Below are 17,499 nucleotides of genomic sequence, written 5' to 3' on the forward strand. Positions count from 1 at the left end.
CCACGCCCGAGGACCGACCCCGGGCGCCCCGCCGCCGACCGCCAGACCGAACCACCCGAACGACGATGGAGAGCCGCACATGAACGACACTGCCGGTCCGATCCTGTCCGTCCTGGACACCGTGCCCGTCTGGTACGGCGTCCCGGCGTCCGAATCGCTGCACCAACTCCTGGAGCTGGCGCCCGCCGTGGAGCGCCTCGGCTACCGCCGGTACTGGCTGGCCGAGCACCACAACATGCCGGCCTTCGGCACCTCCACCCCGCCGGTGCTGATCGGGCAGCTGGCCGCCGTCACCTCCACCCTGCGCGTGGGCTCGGGCGGCGTGATGCTGCCCAACCACACGCCGCTGGTGGTGGCGGAGCAGTTCGCCACCCTCGACGTGTTCCACCCGGACCGGATCGACCTCGGGGTCGGCCGGGCGCCGGGCGGGGAGCCGGCCACCGCCCGGGCGCTGCGCCGCACCGGGGACCCGGCCCACGCCGGCGCCTTCGGAGACCAACTCGTCGAGCTGGTCGACTACCTGACGCCGCCCGGGGAGGGTGAGCGCCCCGCGGTCGCGGTCTCCCCGCCGCCGCAGCGCCCGGTGCCGGTCTGGCTGCTGGGCACCAGCGAGTCCAGCGCCTCGCTGGCGGCCCGCCTGGGCCTCCCGTACGCCTTCGCGCACCATCTCAACCCGGCCGGGACGGCGGCCTCGGTGGCCCGCTACCGGGCGGAGTTCCAGCCCTCGGAACGGCTGGCGCAGCCGTACGTGGCGGTGTCCTCGCAGGTCGTGGCCGCGGACACGGACGAGGAGGCGCAGTGGCACGCCGGTCCGATCCGGGTCGCCCACGTGGAGGGGCGGATCAACCCGCTGACCCTGTTCCGCACCCCTGAGCAGGCGGCGGGGTACAGCCTGACGTCGGCTCAGCAGGACTATCTGGAGGGGCACTTCGCCGCCCAGGTGGTCGGCGGTCCGGAGACCGTCCGGCGCCGCCTCGCGGAGTTCCGGGCCGAGGTCGGCTTCGACGAACTCCTGGCGGCGACACCGGTGTTCGGCCTGCAGGCGCGGATCCGGTCGTTCGAGCTGCTGGCCGAGGCGGCTCAGCCGGCCGAGGACTCGTCCGGCTTGAGCCCGGCCAGCTCGGCCAGCAGCTCGTAGGAGCGCACCCGCTCCTCGTGGTCCTGGACCACGGAGAGCATCATGAGCTCGTCGACGCCGGTCGCCCGGACGAACTCGGTGACCTTCTGCCGTACGGTCTCCGGCCCGCCGAAGATCTGGGCGTCGAACATCTGGTCCACCACCATGCGCTCCTGGGGCCCGCAGACGAAGGAGGAGGCCTCCTCGACCGGCGGGAAGAGCGGGTTCATCCCGCGCAGCGACTGGGCGGTGATCATCCGCAGGGGCGTGCTGAGCAGCTCGCCCCTGCGGTCGTCCTCGGCCACCGCGCCGAAGACGGCGACCATCGAGTACGGCTCGCTGAGGTACTGCGAGGGGCGGAACTCGGCGCGGTAGGCCTGGAGCGCGGCCACCGAGCCGTGCGGCGAGAAGTGGTGGGCGTAGGCGAAGGGCAGGCCCAGGCCGGCGGCGAGCTGGGCACTGTAGCCGCTGGAGCCGAGCAGCCAGACCGGCACCGACAGTTCGGTGGCCGGGACGGCGGTGACCTGGCCGGGCCTGGCCGCCCCGGCCGGGGCGCCGCCGGGCGGGGCGAAGTGGTTCAGCAGCTCGTGGACCTGGGCAGGGAAGTCGCCCGCGCCCAGCGGGCCGGCCTGGCGGCGCAGCGCGCGGGCGGTGATCGGGTCGGTGCCCGGGGCCCGGCCGAGGCCGAGGTCGATCCGGCCGGGGTTGAGGGCGGCGAGGGTGCCGAACTGCTCGGCCACCACCAGCGGCGGGTGGTTGGGCAGCATGACGCCGCCGGCGCCGACCCGCAGGCGGGTGGTCGCGGCGGCGATCTGCCCGGCCAGGATGGCGGGTGAGGAGGTCGCCAGCGACGGCATGTTGTGGTGCTCGGCCAGCCAGAAGCGGTGGTAGCCGAGCCGCTCCACGGCCTGCGCGAGGCGCAGGGAGTTGCGCAGTGAGGTCGAGGCCGTGGACCCCTGCCAGACGGGGGCGGTGTCCAGGACCGAGAGCTTGATTCCCAATTCGGTGGTCATGACGAACAGAATATGGGGACTGTCCCCACTTTTCAACGCCAGCTGTTCGTCCTACAGTTGAGAAGGAAGGGAGCCCTCGGTCCGGGACGGGCTCAGGCGGCTGCCGGCGCCCGCAGGGTGATCGGCCGCCGCACCTCGCCCCGGCCGCTGTCCAGCAGGATCTGATCGTGCAGCTGGTGCAGCTGGCGGCAGGGCGCGATGCCCAGCTCCCGGTCCAGCACCGACCGCACCCGGTGGAACGCCTGGAGCGCGTCGGCCCGGCGGTCCGAGCGGTAGAGCGCCAGCATCAGTTGCCGGTGGAAGGCCTCGATCAGGGGGTGCTTCTTCACCAGCGTGTACAGCGGGCCCACCAGTTCCCGGTGCCGGCCCAGCATCAGATCCGCCTCGTTGCGCATCTCGACGCACTCCAGCCGGGCCTCCTCGGCCCAGGTGGCGAACTCGTCGACGATCGCGCCGCCGCGCAACTCGCCCAGCGCCCTCCCGCGCCACAGGGACAGGGCCTGGTCGCAGTGGGTGGAGGCCTCCGCGTACCGGCCGTCCCGGATCGCGGACCGGCCCAGTCGTACCAGCCGCTGGAAGTCGTCCGAGTCCAGGCTGTGTCCGTCGAGTCGGAGTACGTAGCCGGGGTGGCGGGTCACGATCGGCGTGGCCGCCGTCCCCGGTCGCTTCAGCAGCTTGCGCAGCTGCGATATGTAGACGTGCAGCGTCGCCGTGCCGCGGCGGGGCAGTGCGTCGCCCCAGATCTCGTGGCACAGCTGGTCGGTGGACACCACGTCGTCCGCGCGTACCAGCAGAGCGGCGAGCAGGGACTCCACCTTGGGCGCGCTGATGCCGAAGACGTTCTCGCCGTCGGTCATTCGCAGGCTGCCCAGAATCTCGAATCGCATTGTCTGTCCTTCGTGGGGGGATTCGCGTGACCGATCGGGCTCAGCGCGACACTGAGCCGTATTGCCCGTCGAGATAGACCAGGGGCCGCGCTGTGCCACCCTCGACCGCGTGCACGGGCTGACCGATCACCAGGGTGTGGTCCCCGGCCGGCAGGTCGTACACCTTGCGGCACACCAGTGCGGCGGGCACGTCCTCCAGCAGCGGCACCCCGTACGGGCCCGGCCGCCAGGCGGTGGGCGGCGCGAAGCGGTCGATGCCGCTGCGGGCGAAGGTGGCCGCGAGCTCCTGCTGGTCCTCGGCGAGCAGGTGCACCGCGAGGTGCTCGGCCGTGCACACCGCCGCCCAGGAGGAGGCGGTGCGGCCGATGCCGAAGGAGACCAGAGGGGGCGTGGAGGACAGTGACGCCAGTGAGGTGGCGGTGAATCCGACCGGCTTCGCCCCGTCGGAAACCGTGATGACGGCCACACCTGCGGGATGGCGTCGGAATACCCGGCGGAAGGCGTCGACGGCAATGGGCTCGCCGTCCGCGAGGCCGGTGGGCGAACAACTCCCGGAAGCCTGCCAGACATGAAGACCGGAATCCTGACTTTGATGCATATCGTTTGCCCCCGTGAAGCGCTCATTGAGGCGGGCGGGGCCGCGAATGCCCCGCCCGGCGCGTTGTCCTCATGTTTTCAGAGGGATCACTTAAGGGCATCAGGGGAAATACGTACGGCCATCAGCCTGGCCAGCTCGGCCCGTGAGCCGACCTCCAGCTTCCGGTAGATCCGGGAGAGGTGGACCTCCACGGTGCGCGGGCTCACCTGGAGTGCCTCGGCGATCTCCCGGGTGCGCTGGCCGGTGCCGGCCAGCCGGGCCACCTCCAGCTCCCGCTGGGTCAGCAGGGCCAGGTCGTCCGCGGCCGGCGGGGCGGGCGTCGGCATCAGCGCGTGGCAGCCGCGGTCCAGGGAGCCCTCGAAGGTGTCGTCCGGGCTCATCCGGGCGTACACCAGCACCCCCCACTGCTCGGCCAACGCGGTCACCCGTTCCGACAGTGCCACGGCCTGGTCCAGGCGGCCGGCGGCGGCCAGCGCCCTGGCCGCGCGCAGCCGCACGGTCAGCTGCGGCAGCCGCAGGTGGGAGCCGTCGAAGAGTCGCTCCGCCTCCCGGTACGCGGCAACGGCCTCCTCGGCCCGGTCCTCCCGTAGCAGGAGGTGGCCCCGGGCCATCGCCGCGTACGCGGACGTGTGCGGCGTCCCGAACAGCCGCGCGGTGTGCTCCGCCGCCTCGACCCAGTCGGCACCGCCCTCGACCCCGGCGGCGGTCGCCGCCTGGGTCAGCAGCTCGTAGTAGTGGGCCCGGTTCATCACGGACAGCCCCGTGATCCCGGGGGAGTCCAGCTCGACCAGCAGGCTCAGGCACCGCTCCGGGCTGCTCTGCTTCAGCAGCGTCTCGGCCAGCGTCAGCACCGTGGAGCCGTACCAGCTGCCCCGCCCGGGCCGCAGTGCCCGCAGGGCCTCCTCGGCCAGCGCCGAGGACCGGCTGCTGCCCGGCGGCTCGGCGTAGGTGACGCACAGCGCCTCCTGGGCGAGCGCGTGGGTGCGCAGCTGGTCGGCGTTCAGGTAGCCCGCGAGGTCCACCGCCCGGGCCGCCGAGCGGCGCGCGCTGGCCGGCCGGCCCTGGGTCAGCTGGGCCTCCGCCAGGCCGCTCAGCAGGACCGGCAGCATCGCGTTGTGCGAGCAGTCCGAGGTCAGCTCCACGCCCCGCTCGTAGAAGGACTCCGCCTCGCGCGGGCGGCCGAGCGCGAAGGCGCACCAGCCGAGCAGGGCGAGGAACTCGGTGTGCAGATAGGCCTCGGCGGTCGGCAGCTCGTCCATCTGCCGGACGGCGGCGTCGTACGAGGCCAGGCAGGCCTCGGTGCGGCCCTCGCCCAGCTCGGCCAGCGCGTGCAGCACCAGTGCGCCCGCGAGGGTGGTGGGATGCCCGTCGGTCCGGGCCAGCAGCAGCGCCTCGGCGGCCAGCCGCGGCAGCTTCCGGTCCTGGCCCAGCAGGGCGACGATGCCCCGGTAGACGGTGAAGCGGGCCAACAGGTCGCCGTTGGGGAGCCCGGTGGCGGCGAGGGCGGCCAGTTCGCCGGCCAGCAGGGCGTCGGCCGCCTCGTAGCGCCCGTGCAGGCAGTCGACGAGCGCGCACAGCCGCACCGCGGAGCGGTAGGACTCGGTGGGCTGCAGGGGGGTGCCCTGGGTCAGCAGGTGCTGAAGCGTGTCGTTCTTGCAGCCGTACTCGGCGGCCTGCAACGCCTTGGCGAGCGGGGGGATCAGGCCCAGCAGCCGTCCCGGTGACTCACCGTTGGGGGGAAGTCCCTTGAGGGCCAGCAGCAGCCAGCGGGCGGCGTCGACGGGGGAGGTCGGGACGGCCTCCTCGCCGGCCTTCGCCAGGATCTCCAGGTCCTCGTGGGTGAAGCTGCGGGCGGACAGCTCGATGTGGATGGCGCGCTCGGCGGCGGAGGCGGTCCGGCGGCTGAGCATCGTGAGCGCCCGGCGGTGCGCGCGGGCGCGCCAGCAGTGGTCGGCCTGGTCGTGCAGCATCCGGCGCAGCACGGTGTGCCGGAAGGTGAGCAGCGAGGTGGAGCCGCGCAGCGGGCGCAGGACGTCGACGTCGATCAGTCCGGTGACGACGGTGGTGAGTTCGGGGGCGGGCAGCTCGGAGACGGCGGACAGCTCCTCCCAGCTGAAGCGGTCGCCGAGGACCGCGCCGGACTCGGCGACCAGCCGCTCGGCGGGGTCGAGCAGGGCGAGTTCGGCGGCCAGCGGGGCCAGCCGTCCGGTGAGCAGTCTGGTGCCGAGCAGCGGACTGAGCGGCGCCGTCTCGCCGAGTACGAGCAGGCACAGGGGGTTGCCCTGGCTCTCGTGGAAGACGGCGGGCAGCCAGCCGGTGTCGGGCGGTACGTCGAGCAGCGAGGCGGCCTGGCAGAGGGTGAGCGCACCGAGTTCGATCCGCTCCACCTGTCCCGACGCGACGCCCTGGGCCAGGGTGCCCAGCAGTGGGGCGTGGGCCTGTCTCGGCCGGTGGACGATGACCAGCAGGACGGGTGCGGGGGCGGTCAACCGGACGAGGTGGTCGGCGAGTTCGAGGGACTGCGGGTCGGCCCAGTGGAAGTCGTCGAGGACCAGGAGCAGCCCGCTGTCGCCGGCGGAGCGTTCCAGCAGGGCGCGTACGGCCTGGGAGGTGCCGAGCGGCTCCGGTCGCCGGGCGTCGGGGCCGAGTTGGGCGCAGAGCGCCGCGCGCAGCAGGGAGGCGTGCCCGGGAGAGAGTTCGGCCAGCCTCTCCGGGGTCATCACCCCCGCCAGGGCCCGGGTGAAGACGGCCAGCGGGTACTGCCGTTCGGTGGGGGAGCAGCGACCGTCGAGGACGGTGATACCGCGGGCTCTGGCCGCCGCGGTCATGGGGCCGAGCAGTCTGCTCTTTCCGGCGCCGGGGCAACCGATCAGTTCGATCACACCGCCCTGACCGCCCGCCAGCCGGTCCACCGCGCGCAGTAGTCCGAGCGACTCCTTGCAGCGGACGGAGGAGATGCGTTCAGGGCTGTCCGTGACCGACAGCACATTCACCACAGCAAATTGACCTTTCCCCCGGTCGAGTAACTCGTGATCGCTTACCGCTGAAACTCCGCACTGGATGCTCGGCACCAAGGGCTCGTGGCGCGCAGGACATGAAGGGAGGGAGCCCAAAGATCGGTTGTGACGCCTGATCCGGACTCCCTCGGCACCGCACTCTATGCGAAGACAGACGATCTGTTGATCGAATGGTCATATCTGGCGTCGCGGTGCCCCGAGCTCGTTGTCGCGCCCGGCAGAGCGACGCCGAGCCGGTCGTCCTCGCGGTGCCGCAGGCCCTGCTCGGCTTCACCTCCGGACCCCGTCTCGCCGCCTACGAGCACTCATCGTTCGGCATCAATCATTTGGTCAGTCTACTGAATGACTGTCTCTCAGGTCTCGATCGCCCGCAGTCGGTGCTCGGGTGCGGCGAGGCCCCGGTCGGCTGTCGCCGACCGGGGCCGGTACCGGGTGCGGACGGGGGCAGCCGCGCCCGGCGGATGTTCTCGGACGATCGCCCGAGAGTCAGAGGCCCGCGTGCACGGGCTGCTCGTTCTGCTGCTCGGTGTCGCCGCCGGCCGTCATCCGCCGCATGACCAGGGTCAGCAGGATGGTCAGCGCGGTGAACCCGGCGCCCCAGCTGAAGGCCGCCGTGACGCCCTCGGTCAGGACGTAGTCGGCCGCGCCCTTGGTGTCCAGGCCCGCCGGGGCCTCGGCGCCGCGGCTCGCCGCGCCGAAGACGGTCACCATCACCGCGAGGCCCAGCGCACCGCCGATCTGCTGCATCACGTTCAGCAGGCCCGACGCGGCGCCGGTCTCCTCCGGCTTGATGCCGGAGAACAGGATCGTGGTGACGCCGACCAGCAGGACGCCCATGCCGAGCCCGGCGACGACCATCGGGCCGAGCAGCGCGGACACGTAGGAGGAGGACGGCTTGATCTGGGCGAACCAGACCAGCGCGATGCTGATGGCGGCGGAGCCGACGGCCGTCAGCACCCGGGCGCCGAAGCGCGGCAGCAGCTTGGCGGACACACTGGAGGAGCCGAGGATCAGCAGTGCCAGCGGGACGAACGCCAGGCCCGCCTTGATCGGGCTGAAGCCGCTGACCTCCTGCAGGAACTGGGTGAGGAAGAAGAACATCGAGTTGCCCGCCGCCATCACGAACAGCAGGGCGAGATAGCCGATGGCGCGGTTGCGGTCGGCGAACAGCCGCAGCGGGGTGATCGGCTGCCTGGCCTTGTTCTCGATCACGATGAACAGCGCCAGCAGGACGATCGCCGCCACGAACGAACCGATCGTCAGACCGTCGCCCCAGCCCTGCTCGGCGGCGCGGATGAAGCCGTACACCAGCGCGGTCATGCCGAGGGTGGAGCTGAGCGCGCCGCCGAGGTCGAAGGAGCCGGGCGTGCGGTCGGTCTCGTGGATGAACATCGGGGCCAGGATCAGCAGGACCAGGCCGATCGGCACGTTGATGAACAGCACCCACCGCCAGGAGAGCCAGTCGGTGAGCAGGCCGCCGCCGATCAGGCCGATCGCCGCACCCGAACCGGACACCGCCGCGTAGGCGCCGAGCGCCTTGGCGCGGGCCTTCTCCTCGGTGAAGTGGGTGGCGATCAGGGCGAGCACGGTCGGTGCCGCGATCGCCGCGCCCACACCCTGGATGGCCCGCGCGGCCAGCAGCATCCCGGCCGAGGTGGACAGGCCGCCGAGCAGGGAGGCCGCCGTGAACACCGTGACACCGACCAGCAGGCCCTTGCGGTGGCCCAGGATGTCGCCGGCCCGGCCGCCCAGCAGCAGCAGGCCGCCGAACGTCAGCAGGTAGGAACTCAGCACCCAGGAAAGGCCGGTGGGGGTGAAGCCGAGTGCGTCCTTGAGGTCGGGAAGGGCGATGTTCACCACGTTGACGTCAAGGATGAGCATGGTCTGGAGGGCCAGGACGAGGACGAGCACCACGCCCGGGCGCTTCTCCTTCGTCCCTGCCCCTGCGACGCCCGTCGGGCGAGCGCCCGCAGTGGTCGCCGAAGTCTGTTCGCTCATGGCTGTGCTGTCTCCTCAGAACCTAAACGGGGACTCTCCCTGTATCCTCCAGGGAAGATACAGGGAGAGTCCCCGTTTATCAATGCCCATCAATCTGCTTGCGGTCGCGTGGAGATGAGGTCGGGTCAGTTCACCCCGAGCTCGCCGTCGATGAAGTCGAACAGGTCGTCGTCCGAGGCCTCGCCCAGCTGCACCTGCGCGCCCCGGTCGCCGCCCCCGCCGTCCCCGCTCTCGGCCGCCTCCAGCCGCAGCAGCAACTCCCGCACCCGGCCGGTCAGCCGGTGCCGGTCCCCGCCCCCGGCGGGCAGCGCGGCCAGCCGGCGCTCCACCCGCTCCAGGTCCGCCAGCGCCGAGGCCAGCCCGTCCTCCTCGGCCGGGGCCAGCTCCTGGGCCAGGAACCGCGCCAGGTCGATCGGGGTCGGGTGGTCGAAGACGAGCGTGGTCGGCAGCCGCAGCTCGAAGGCCGCGGCCAGCCGGTTGCGCAGCTCCACCGAGGTCAGCGAGTCGAAGCCGAGGTCCTTGAACGGGCGTTCCGTCCCGATCGTCCCGGCGTCGGTGTGCCCGAGCACCACGGCGACATGGCCGCGCACCAGATCGACCAGCTCCCCCTGCCGCTCCGCCTGGTCCAGCGCCACGAGCCGCTCGCGCACCGCCCGGGCGCCGTCGGGCGCCGCGGCCCCGCCGTCCGCCGCGGTGCGGCGGATCGGGGCCCGGCCCACCAACTCGGCGAACAGCGGCCGGGAAGCGCCGGCCGCGGCCCGGCGGCGCAGCGCCGGCAGGTCCAGGCCCAGCCCCACGGCCAGCGGCTGACGGCCCGCCAGTGCCTCGTCGAACAGCGCGAGGCCCTGCTCGTTCTCCAGGGGCAGGACGCCGTCCCGGGCCATCCGGGCCAGGTCGGCCTCGCCGAGGCCCTCGGTCATGGTGCTGGCCTGCGCCCACAGGCCCCAGGCCAGCGAGGTCGCGGGCAGGCCCCGGGTGTGCCGGTGGTGGGCCAGCGCGTCCAGGAAGGCGTTGGCGGCCGCGTAGTTGGCCTGGCCGGGAGTGCCGGTCAGGCCGCTGACCGACGAGTAGAGGACGAAGGCGCTCAGGTCCAGGTGGCGGGTGAGCCGGTGCAGGTTCCACGCGGCGTCCGCCTTGGGACGCAGCGCGGTGGCCAGCCGCCCCGGGCTCTGCGCGGTCAGGACGGCATCGTCCAGCGCACCCGCGGTGTGCACGACGGCGGTCAGCGGGTGGTCCGCCGGGACGGACGCGAGCAGGGCGGCGAGAGCGGCCTCGTCGGCGGTGTCGCAGGCCTCGATCCGGGCCCGGGCACCGAGCCCGGTCAACTCCCGCAGCAGCTCCGCCGCGCCCGGCGCCTGCGGGCCGCGGCGGCTGGTGAGCAGCAGGTGCCGGACGCCGTGCCGGGTCACCAGGTGCCGCGCGAGCAGACCGCCGAGGGTCCCGGTGCCGCCCGTGACGAGCACCGTGCCCTCCGGGTCCAGCGGGGCCGGCAGCGTCAGCAGCGCCTTGCCGGTGTGCCGGGCCTGGCTCAGGTGGCGCAGCGCCTCCGGGGCGTGGCTGACGTCCCAGGCCGTCACCGGCAGCGGGCGCAGCGCCCCCTCCTCGAACAGGGCGACCAGCTCCGCCAGCATCTCCTGGACCCGCTCGCGCGGCACCCGCATCAGGTCGTAGGCGGTGTACGACACTCCGGGGAAGCTCTCGCGCACCCGCGCCTCGTCGCGGATGTCGGTCTTGCCCATCTCCAGGAAGCGCCCGCCGGGCGCCAGCAGCCGCAGCGAGGCGTCCACGAACTCCTGCGCCAGCGAGTTGAGCACCACGTCGAAGCCCCGGCCGCCGGTCGCCGCCCGGTACTGCTCCTCGAAGTCGAGGGTGCGGCTGGAGGCGATCCGCTCCTGGGGCACACCGAGCGAGCGCAGCGTCTCCCACTTGGGGGCGCTGGCCGTTCCGTACACCTCCAGGCCCCAGTGCCGGGCCAGCTGCAGCGCGGCCTGGCCCACGCCGCCGGTCGCGGCGTGCACGAGCAGCGACTCGCCCTCGCGGACCCGGGCCAGGTCGGTCAGGCCGTGGAAGGCGGTCAGGAACACCACCGGGACGACCGAGGCGTCGGTGAAGCTCCAGCCCCGCGGCATCCGGGTCAGCCACCGGTGGTCGGTGACCGCCGCCGGGCCGACGGCGCTCGGGAACAGCCCCATCACCCGGTCGCCGACCGCCACCGAGGTGACCCCCGGCCCGGTCTCCAGCACCACGCCGGCCGCCTCGCCGCCGATCTGCGCCTCGTCACCCGGGTACATCCCGAGGCCGATCAGCACGTCGCGGAAGTTCAGGCCGGCGGCGCGCACCCGCACCCGTACCTCGCCGGGCGCCAGCGGGGCACCGGCCTCGGGCGCCGGGAGCAGGGCCAGGTCGCCCAGACTGCCCTTGCGGCGTACGTCCAGCCGCCAGTGCTCGGTGCCCGGCGGCGGGGTGAGCAGCTCGGTGGCGGCGGCCGCGCGGACCAGCCGCGGGGCGTACACCTTGCCGTCGCGCACGGCGAGTTGGAACTCCTCGCCGGAGCGCAGGGCGGCGGTGACGGCCCCGGCCGGGCCCTCGGCGAGCGGACCGTCGAGGTCGAGCAGGCCGAAGCGGTCCGGGTGCTCGGAGTGGGCGGTGCGGACCAGACCCCAGACGGTGGACGCCGCGAGGTCGCGGATCTCCGGGCCGGGGCGGGCGGCCACCGCACCCCGGGTGACCAGGACGAGGCGGGTGTCGTCGGGGACGCCCTCGGCCAGCCACTCCTGGGTGAGGGCGAGGGCCCGTTCGGCCAGGCCCCGGGCGTGATCGGGCAGTTCGGCGTCCTCCGGTGCCTCCCCGGTGAACGCGGCCAGGACCAGGGCGGGGGCCGACTCCCCGGCGAGGGCCGTCCGCAGGGCGGCCAGGTCGGGGTGGACGGTGGCGCCCAGGGCGTCGGCGAGGCCGAGGCCGTCCGGCGCGAGGACGTGGACGCCCCGGGCGGAGGCGGCGGGGTCGAGCGGGGCGGTGGCCAGCGGCTTCCACTCCAACAGGTGCAGCGGGGCGCCCGCGGTCTGCGCGGCCAGGGCGGCCGGGTCGGCGAGGGCGGCGAAGTCCCGCAGCGAGCCGGGGCGCGCGGTGAGCGCGGTGACCGTCGCGACCGGCGCTCCTTCCGGGTCGGCCAGGTCCAGTCGCACGGTCCGCTCGCCCGCCGGGGCCAGCCGCACCCGCAGCGTGCGCGCCCCCAGCGCCGCCAGCCGCACGCCGGACCAGCCGAACGGCAGCAGCACGGACCCGTCCTCGCCGGCCTCCAGCACCCCGGAGGCGAGCGCCCACGGGTGCAGGGCGGCGTCCAGCAGCGCGGGGTGGAGGGCGTGGCCCTGCGTGGCGGCGTCCTCGGGGAGACGGACCTCGGCGTAGTGGGTGTCGCCGTCGCGCCAGGCCCGGACGAGGCCCTGGAAGAGCGGGCCGTAGGCGTAGCCGCGCTCGGCGAGGCGCGGGTAGAGGTCGGTCAGGTCGACCGGTGCGCCGGCCGGCGGCCAGGCGGTCAGGACCCCGGCGTCCGGGTCGCTGCCGGGGGCCGCGTCGGAGAGGGCACCGGTCGCGTTCCGGGTCCAGGGGGCGGAGTCCCCGGTGCGCGAGTGGACGGCGAAGGCGCGCAGCCCGCGGTCGTCCGGGCCCTCCACGGTGAGCTGGAGTTCGACGGTGCCCGGCCCGCCGAGCACCAGCGGCGCCTCCAGGGTGAGGTCCTCCAGCGTCGCCGCTCCGGCCAGCTCCGCGGCGTGCAGCGCGAGGTCGACGAAGGCGGTGCCCGGCAGCAGCGTGGCCCCGGCGATGGCGTGGTCGGCCAGCCACGGGTGGGTGCGGGTGGAGAACCGGCCGCTGAGGACCAGCCGGTCGCCCTCGGCCAGCCGGACGGCGGTGCTCAGCAGCGGGTGGTCGGTGCCGGACCGGCCGCCGGCCGTCGGGCGGGCCGCCAGCCAGTAGTGGCGGCGCTGGAACGGGTAGGTGGGCAGGTCCGTGTGGGGGGTGGGGGAGGCGGGCCGGTAGCAGGCGGGGGTGTGGCCGGTGGTGTGGAGGGTGGCGAGGGCGGTGGTGAACGACTGCGCCTCGGGGGTGTTCTTGCGCACGGTGGGGATCGCCACGGCGTCGGTGGAGAGGCTCTGGCGGGTGAGCGCGGTGAGGGTGGCGTCGGGGCCGAGCTCCAGGAAGCGGGTGACGCCCGCGGCCTCCAGGTACTGGATGCCGGGGTGGAAGCGGACGGCCCCGCGGACGTGGCGGGCCCAGTAGGCCGGGTCGGCGAGTTCCGTGGTGACCGGCTGCGCGGTGAGGTTGGAGATCACCGGGATCCGGGCCGGGCGGAAGGTCAGCTTGCCGATCGAGTCCCGGAAGTCGTCCAGGAAGCCGGCCATGTGCGGCGAGTGGAAGGCGTGGCTGACCTGGAGACGGGTGGTGCGGCGGCCCTGGGCGGCGAAGTGCGCGGCGACGGCCTCGACCGCCGGGGCGTCACCCGAGACCACGGTGGAGCTCGGGCCGTTGACGGCGGCGAGGTCCAGCTCGCGGCCCAGCAGCTCCAGCAGCGCCAGCACCTCCTCCTCGGTGGCTTCCAGGGCGGCCATCGCGCCGTCACTGCGCGCGGCCTGCATGTAGCAGCCCCGCGCGGCGACCAGGCTCACCGCGTCCTCCAGCGAGAACACCCCGGCCACGTGGGCGGCGGCGACCTCGCCGATCGAGTGGCCGATGAGGTAGTCGGGGACGATGCCCTGCTGCTCCAGCGTCCGGTAGAGGGCGGTCTCCAGGGTGAACAGCGCGGCCTGGGTGTACGCGGTCTGGTGCAGCAGCTCCGAGGCCTCGCCGCCGCCCCACAGCACCTCGTGCAGCGGACGGTCCAGCAGCCGGTCGAAGCGGTCGCAGGCGTCGTCGAAGGCGGCGGCGAACGCCGGTACCGCCTCGTACAGTTCGCGGCCCATGCCGGGGCGCTGGCTGCCCTGTCCGGTGAACAGGAACGCGGTCCTGCCCGGCCGGACCGTGCCGGTGACCAGCCCCGGGGCCTCGGTGCCCTCGGCGAGCGCGCGCAGTCCGGCGAGCAGGCTCTCGCGGTCCTGGCCGAGGACGACGGCGCGGTGGTCGAAGCGGGCGCGGGCGGCCAGGGCGTGGGAGGCGGCGGTGGTGTCGGTGCCCGGCCGGCCGTCGAGGTGGGCGGCCAGGGCGCGGGCCTGGCCGCGCAGGGCCTCGGCCGACCTGGCGGACAACTGCCAGGGAAGGGCCTGGAGTTCGGGGACGGCAGGGGAGGAGGCCGACGGCTCCTCGGCGTTCGGCTCCGCGGTTTCCTCGACGGGCTGTTCGAGGATGACGTGGGCGTTGGTGCCGCTGATGCCGAAGGAGGAGACGGCGGCGCGGCGCGGCCGGTCGTCCGCGGTGCCCCACGGGCGGGCGTCGGTGAGCAGCCGGACGGTGCCGTCGGACCAGTCGACGTGGCTGGTGGGCTCGCTGACGTGGAGGGTGCGCGGGAGGGTCGCGTGCCGCATCGCCATGACCATCTTGATCACGCCGGCCACACCCGCGGCGGCCTGGGAGTGGCCGATGTTGGACTTGATCGAGCCGAGCCAGAGCGGGTGTTCGGTGTCGCGGGCGCGGCCGTAGGTGTTCAGCAGGGCCTGCGCCTCGATGGGGTCGCCGAGCCTGGTGCCGGTGCCGTGGGCCTCGACGGCGTCCACCTGGTCGGCCGTCAGCCGGGCGTTGGCGAGGGCCTGGCGGATGACCCGCTCCTGGCTGGGCCCGTTGGGGGCGGTGAGCCGGCTGCTGGCGCCGTCCTGGTTGGTGGCGGTGCCCCGGACCAGGGCGAGGACCGGGTGGCCGTTGCGGCGGGCGTCGGACAGGCGCTCCAGGAGGAGCAGACCCGCGCCCTCGCCCCAGCCGGTGCCGTCCGCGTCGTCCGAGAACGAACGGCACCGGCCGTCGGTGGACAGGCCCTGCTGGCGGCTGAACTCCACGAAGGTGTTGGGTGTGGACATCACCGTCACCCCGCCCGCGAGGGCGAGCGAGCACTCGCCCTGCCGCAGCGCCTGGGCGGCCAGGTGCAGGGCGATCAGCGAGGAGGAGCAGGCGGTGTCCACGGACACGGCCGGGCCCTCCAGGCCGAAGACGTACGCCAGCCGGCCGGAGGCCACGCTGCCCAGGCTGCCACTGGCGAGGTAGCCCTCGTACTCCTCGGGGGCGGGCTGCAGCCGCGCGGCGTAGTCGTGGTACATCACGCCGGCGAAGACCCCGGTGTCGCTGCCGCGCAGGCTGGTCGGGTCGATGCCCGCCCGCTCGACGGCCTCCCAGGCGGTCTCCAGCAGCAGGCGCTGCTGGGGGTCGGTGGCCAGTGCCTCGCGTGGGCTGAGGCCGAAGAACTCCGGGTCGAACTCGGCGGCGCCGTACAGGAATCCACCGTGCCGGGTGATCGACTTGCCGGTCGCGTGCGGGTCCGGGTCGTACAGGTCCTCCTCCCAGTCCCGGTCCTCGGGGAAGGTGCCGATGGCGTCCGTGCCGTCGGCGACCAGCCGCCACAGTTCCTCGGGCGTGGTGACCCCGCCCGGGTAGCGGCAGGCCATGCCGACGATCGCGATCGGCTCCTGCCGGGAGTCCTCGATCTCGGTCAGCCGCCGTCGGGCCTGCCGCAGATCGGTGGTGGCCCGCTTGAGGTACTCGCGGAGTTTCTCCTCGTTGTTCGCCGCTTGGTTGTTCGGCACGTCGTTGTTCGCCACGGAATCTACCTTCAGCTGGAAATGTCGGTCGGGAGCGGGACGGCGGGCGGGATCAGGCCAGGCCGAGCTCCTTGTCGAGGGCGTCGAACAGCTCGTCGTCGGTCGCCGCCGCCAGGTCGCCGTCCGGGTCCTCCTCGGCCGTCAGCCCGTGCCAGCCCTGCAACACGTGCTGGAGGCGCTGGGCGATCTCGGCCGCCTCCGGGACGACGCCGCCGGTGGCGTCCGCCGAGTGCTGCTTGAGCAGCGCCTCCAGCCGGTCGATCGCCTCCAACGGGCCGCCGGCGCCGGCCGGTTCCGCCGGGGCCAGTTCGGCGAGCAGGTGCCGGGCGACCGCCAGCGGGGTCGGGTGGTCGAAGACCACCGTGGTGGCCAGGCGCAGCCCGGTGACCTTGTTGACCCGGTTGCGGAACTCCACCGCCGTGAGCGAGTCGAACCCGAGGTCCAGCAGCCCGCGCTTCGCCTCGACCCGGTCCGGCGAGCCGTGCCCGAGGACGGCCGCCGCGTGCTCCCGCACCAGCTCCAGGAGCAGCGGCTCGCGCTCCTCCGTGGGGGCCGCGGCGAGCCGGTCGCGCAGGGACGGGCCGGTGGCGGCCGCCGCGGTCGGGGCGGCCTGCGCGCGGGGCGGCCGGGGCGTGGCCCGTACCAGCCCGCGCAGGATCTCGGTGAGCGTGCCCGAGGCCGACCTGGCCTGGAGGACCGAGCCGTCGAGGGCGACCGGGGCGAGCAGGGGGCTGGCGTGGCCGAGCGCCGCGTCGAACATCCGCAGCGCGCTCTCGGGCGCCATCGGGACGATCCCGGAGCGGCGAAGCCTGGTCAGGTCGGCCTCGTTCAGCTTCTCGCCCATGCCGCCTTCGTCCCAGAGGCCCCAGGCGAGGGAGGTGGCGGGCAGGCCGAGGGTGTGTCGGTGGTGGGCGAGGGCGTCCAGGAAGGCGTTGGCGGCGGCGTAGTTGGCCTGGCCGGCGGTGCCGGTGAGGCCGCTGACGGAGGAGTAGAGGACGAAGGCGGTCAGCGGGAGGTGGGCTGTCAGCTCGTGGAGGTGCAGCGCGGCGTCGATCTTGGGGCGCAGGACGGTGTCGAGGCGCTCGGGGGTGAGGGTGGTGATGATGCCGTCGTCGAGGACGCCGGCGGTGTGGATGACGGCGGTGAGGGGGTGGTCGGTGGGTACGGCGGTGAGGAGGGCGGCGACGGCGTCGCGGTCGGTGGTGTCGCAGGCGACGGCCCGGACCTCGGCGCCGGACTCGGTGAGTTCGGTGACGAGTTCGGCGGCGCCGGGGGCGTCGGGGCCGCGGCGGCTGGTGAGCAGCAGGTGCCGGACGCCGTGCTCGGTGACCAGGTGCCGGGCCAGCAGGGCACCGAGTTGACCGAAGGCGCCGGTGATCAGGACGGTTCCGGCGGGAGCGAGGTCGACGGTGCCGGTGGCGGCCGTGCGGCTGAGGGTCGGGCCGTGGAGGGCGTCGTCGCGGACGGCGAGCTGGGTGCGACCGGAGGCGAGGGCGCCGGGCAGGAGGCGGGCACTCTCGTGGACGGGGACCGCGGGATCGAGGTCGAGCACGGTGAACCGGCCGGGGGCCTCGGACTGTGCGGTCCGCAGCAGGCCCCAGACGGGCGAGTCCGCCAGGGCGGGGACCGCGGGGGCGGGACCGGCCGCGACGGCGCCCCGGGTGAGGACGACCAGCCGGGAGTCGGCGAGGCGTTCGTCGGACAGCCACTCCTGGAGGACGGTCAGGGCGGTGTGGGCGGAGTGGTGGGCGGCTTCGGGGAGGCCGTGGTGTGCGGCGGACCAGGGGAGGAGCACGGTGCTGGGGGTGCGTCCGGACGCGTCGGCCGCGGTACGGAGGGCGGTCAGGGTGGGGTGGGTCTCGGTGATGCCGAGAGCGGACGCGATCGGGTCGCCGGCCTGGCCGACGAGGGCCCAGTCGGTGGTGTCGGTGCCGGTGTCGGCGGGGTGGACGGGCAGCTTCTGCCAGTCGACCGTGTGGAGCGGGTCGCGGTTCGAGCCGAGGGTCCTGGGGTCGAAGGCGCGAAGGGTCAGACCGGCGGTGAGGACGGGGGTGCCGGTGGGGTCGGTGATGGTGAGGTGGGTGGTGTCGGGGGTGGTGGGGGTGAGGGTGGCGTGGAGGGTGGTGGCGTTG

The 17,499-nt window shown here is 74.0% G+C and carries 7 protein-coding genes and 1 pseudogene; 1 reads left to right on the forward strand and 7 read right to left on the reverse strand.

Features of this window, described 5'->3' with window-relative positions; all coding sequences use genetic code 11:
• The first annotated feature begins 79 nt into the window (after nucleotides 1-79).
• Nucleotides 80-1,138 carry an LLM class flavin-dependent oxidoreductase gene (locus ACIQ87_RS08265; protein ID WP_402403325.1) on the forward strand — a complete coding sequence of 353 codons (1,059 nt, stop codon included), beginning with the start codon at nucleotides 80-82 and terminating at the stop codon, nucleotides 1,136-1,138.
• Here the strand turns inward: ACIQ87_RS08265 and ACIQ87_RS08270 are convergent.
• From ACIQ87_RS08270 to ACIQ87_RS08300, 7 genes and pseudogenes are all read right to left on the reverse strand, one after another.
• Nucleotides 1,081-2,130, reverse strand: coding sequence for an LLM class flavin-dependent oxidoreductase (locus ACIQ87_RS08270; RefSeq protein WP_402403327.1), 1,050 nt, complete (start codon nucleotides 2,128-2,130; stop codon nucleotides 1,081-1,083). The two genes, ACIQ87_RS08265 and ACIQ87_RS08270, sit on opposite strands and share 58 nt — an antisense overlap.
• A gap of 92 nt (nucleotides 2,131-2,222) precedes the next feature.
• On the reverse strand, nucleotides 2,223-3,017 hold the full coding sequence (locus ACIQ87_RS08275) for a BTAD domain-containing putative transcriptional regulator (protein ID WP_402403330.1): 795 nt from the start codon (nucleotides 3,015-3,017) through the stop codon (nucleotides 2,223-2,225).
• A 40-nt stretch (nucleotides 3,018-3,057) separates the two neighbouring features.
• Nucleotides 3,058-3,615, reverse strand: coding sequence for a flavin reductase family protein (locus tag ACIQ87_RS08280; RefSeq protein ID WP_402403333.1), 558 nt, complete (start codon nucleotides 3,613-3,615; stop codon nucleotides 3,058-3,060).
• 86 nt (nucleotides 3,616-3,701) lie between these two features.
• Entirely contained in the window at nucleotides 3,702-6,611 is a 2,910-nt protein-coding gene (locus ACIQ87_RS08285) for an AAA family ATPase (RefSeq protein WP_402403336.1), read from the reverse strand.
• Between the two features lie 507 nt (nucleotides 6,612-7,118).
• Nucleotides 7,119-8,630, reverse strand: a complete 1,512-nt coding sequence (locus ACIQ87_RS08290) for an MFS transporter (RefSeq protein ID WP_402403339.1) — start codon at nucleotides 8,628-8,630, stop codon at nucleotides 7,119-7,121.
• Between the two features lie 125 nt (nucleotides 8,631-8,755).
• Nucleotides 8,756-15,328 (reverse strand): annotated as a pseudogene (locus ACIQ87_RS08295) (SDR family NAD(P)-dependent oxidoreductase); the annotation flags it as partial.
• A gap of 91 nt (nucleotides 15,329-15,419) precedes the next feature.
• Nucleotides 15,420-17,499: type I polyketide synthase (locus ACIQ87_RS08300; RefSeq protein ID WP_402403342.1), on the reverse strand; the 2,080-nt coding region annotated here is incomplete at its 5' end.

Origin of the sequence: Kitasatospora sp. NPDC096204 (assembly GCF_044763205.1) — a bacterium.
GTDB lineage: Bacteria > Actinomycetota > Actinomycetes > Streptomycetales > Streptomycetaceae > Kitasatospora.

Bases quoted from the DNA above. Each gene is read 5' to 3' on its own strand.
- ACIQ87_RS08280 (WP_402403333.1), bottom strand. From the start codon at position 3,615: ATGCATCAAAGTCAGGATTCCGGTCTTCATGTCTGGCAGGCTTCCGGG.
- ACIQ87_RS08290 (WP_402403339.1), bottom strand. From the start codon at position 8,630: ATGAGCGAACAGACTTCGGCGACCACTGCGGGCGCTCGCCCGACGGGC.
- ACIQ87_RS08275 (WP_402403330.1), bottom strand. From the start codon at position 3,017: ATGCGATTCGAGATTCTGGGCAGCCTGCGAATGACCGACGGCGAGAAC.
- ACIQ87_RS08265 (WP_402403325.1), top strand. From the start codon at position 80: ATGAACGACACTGCCGGTCCGATCCTGTCCGTCCTGGACACCGTGCCC.
- ACIQ87_RS08270 (WP_402403327.1), bottom strand. From the start codon at position 2,130: ATGACCACCGAATTGGGAATCAAGCTCTCGGTCCTGGACACCGCCCCC.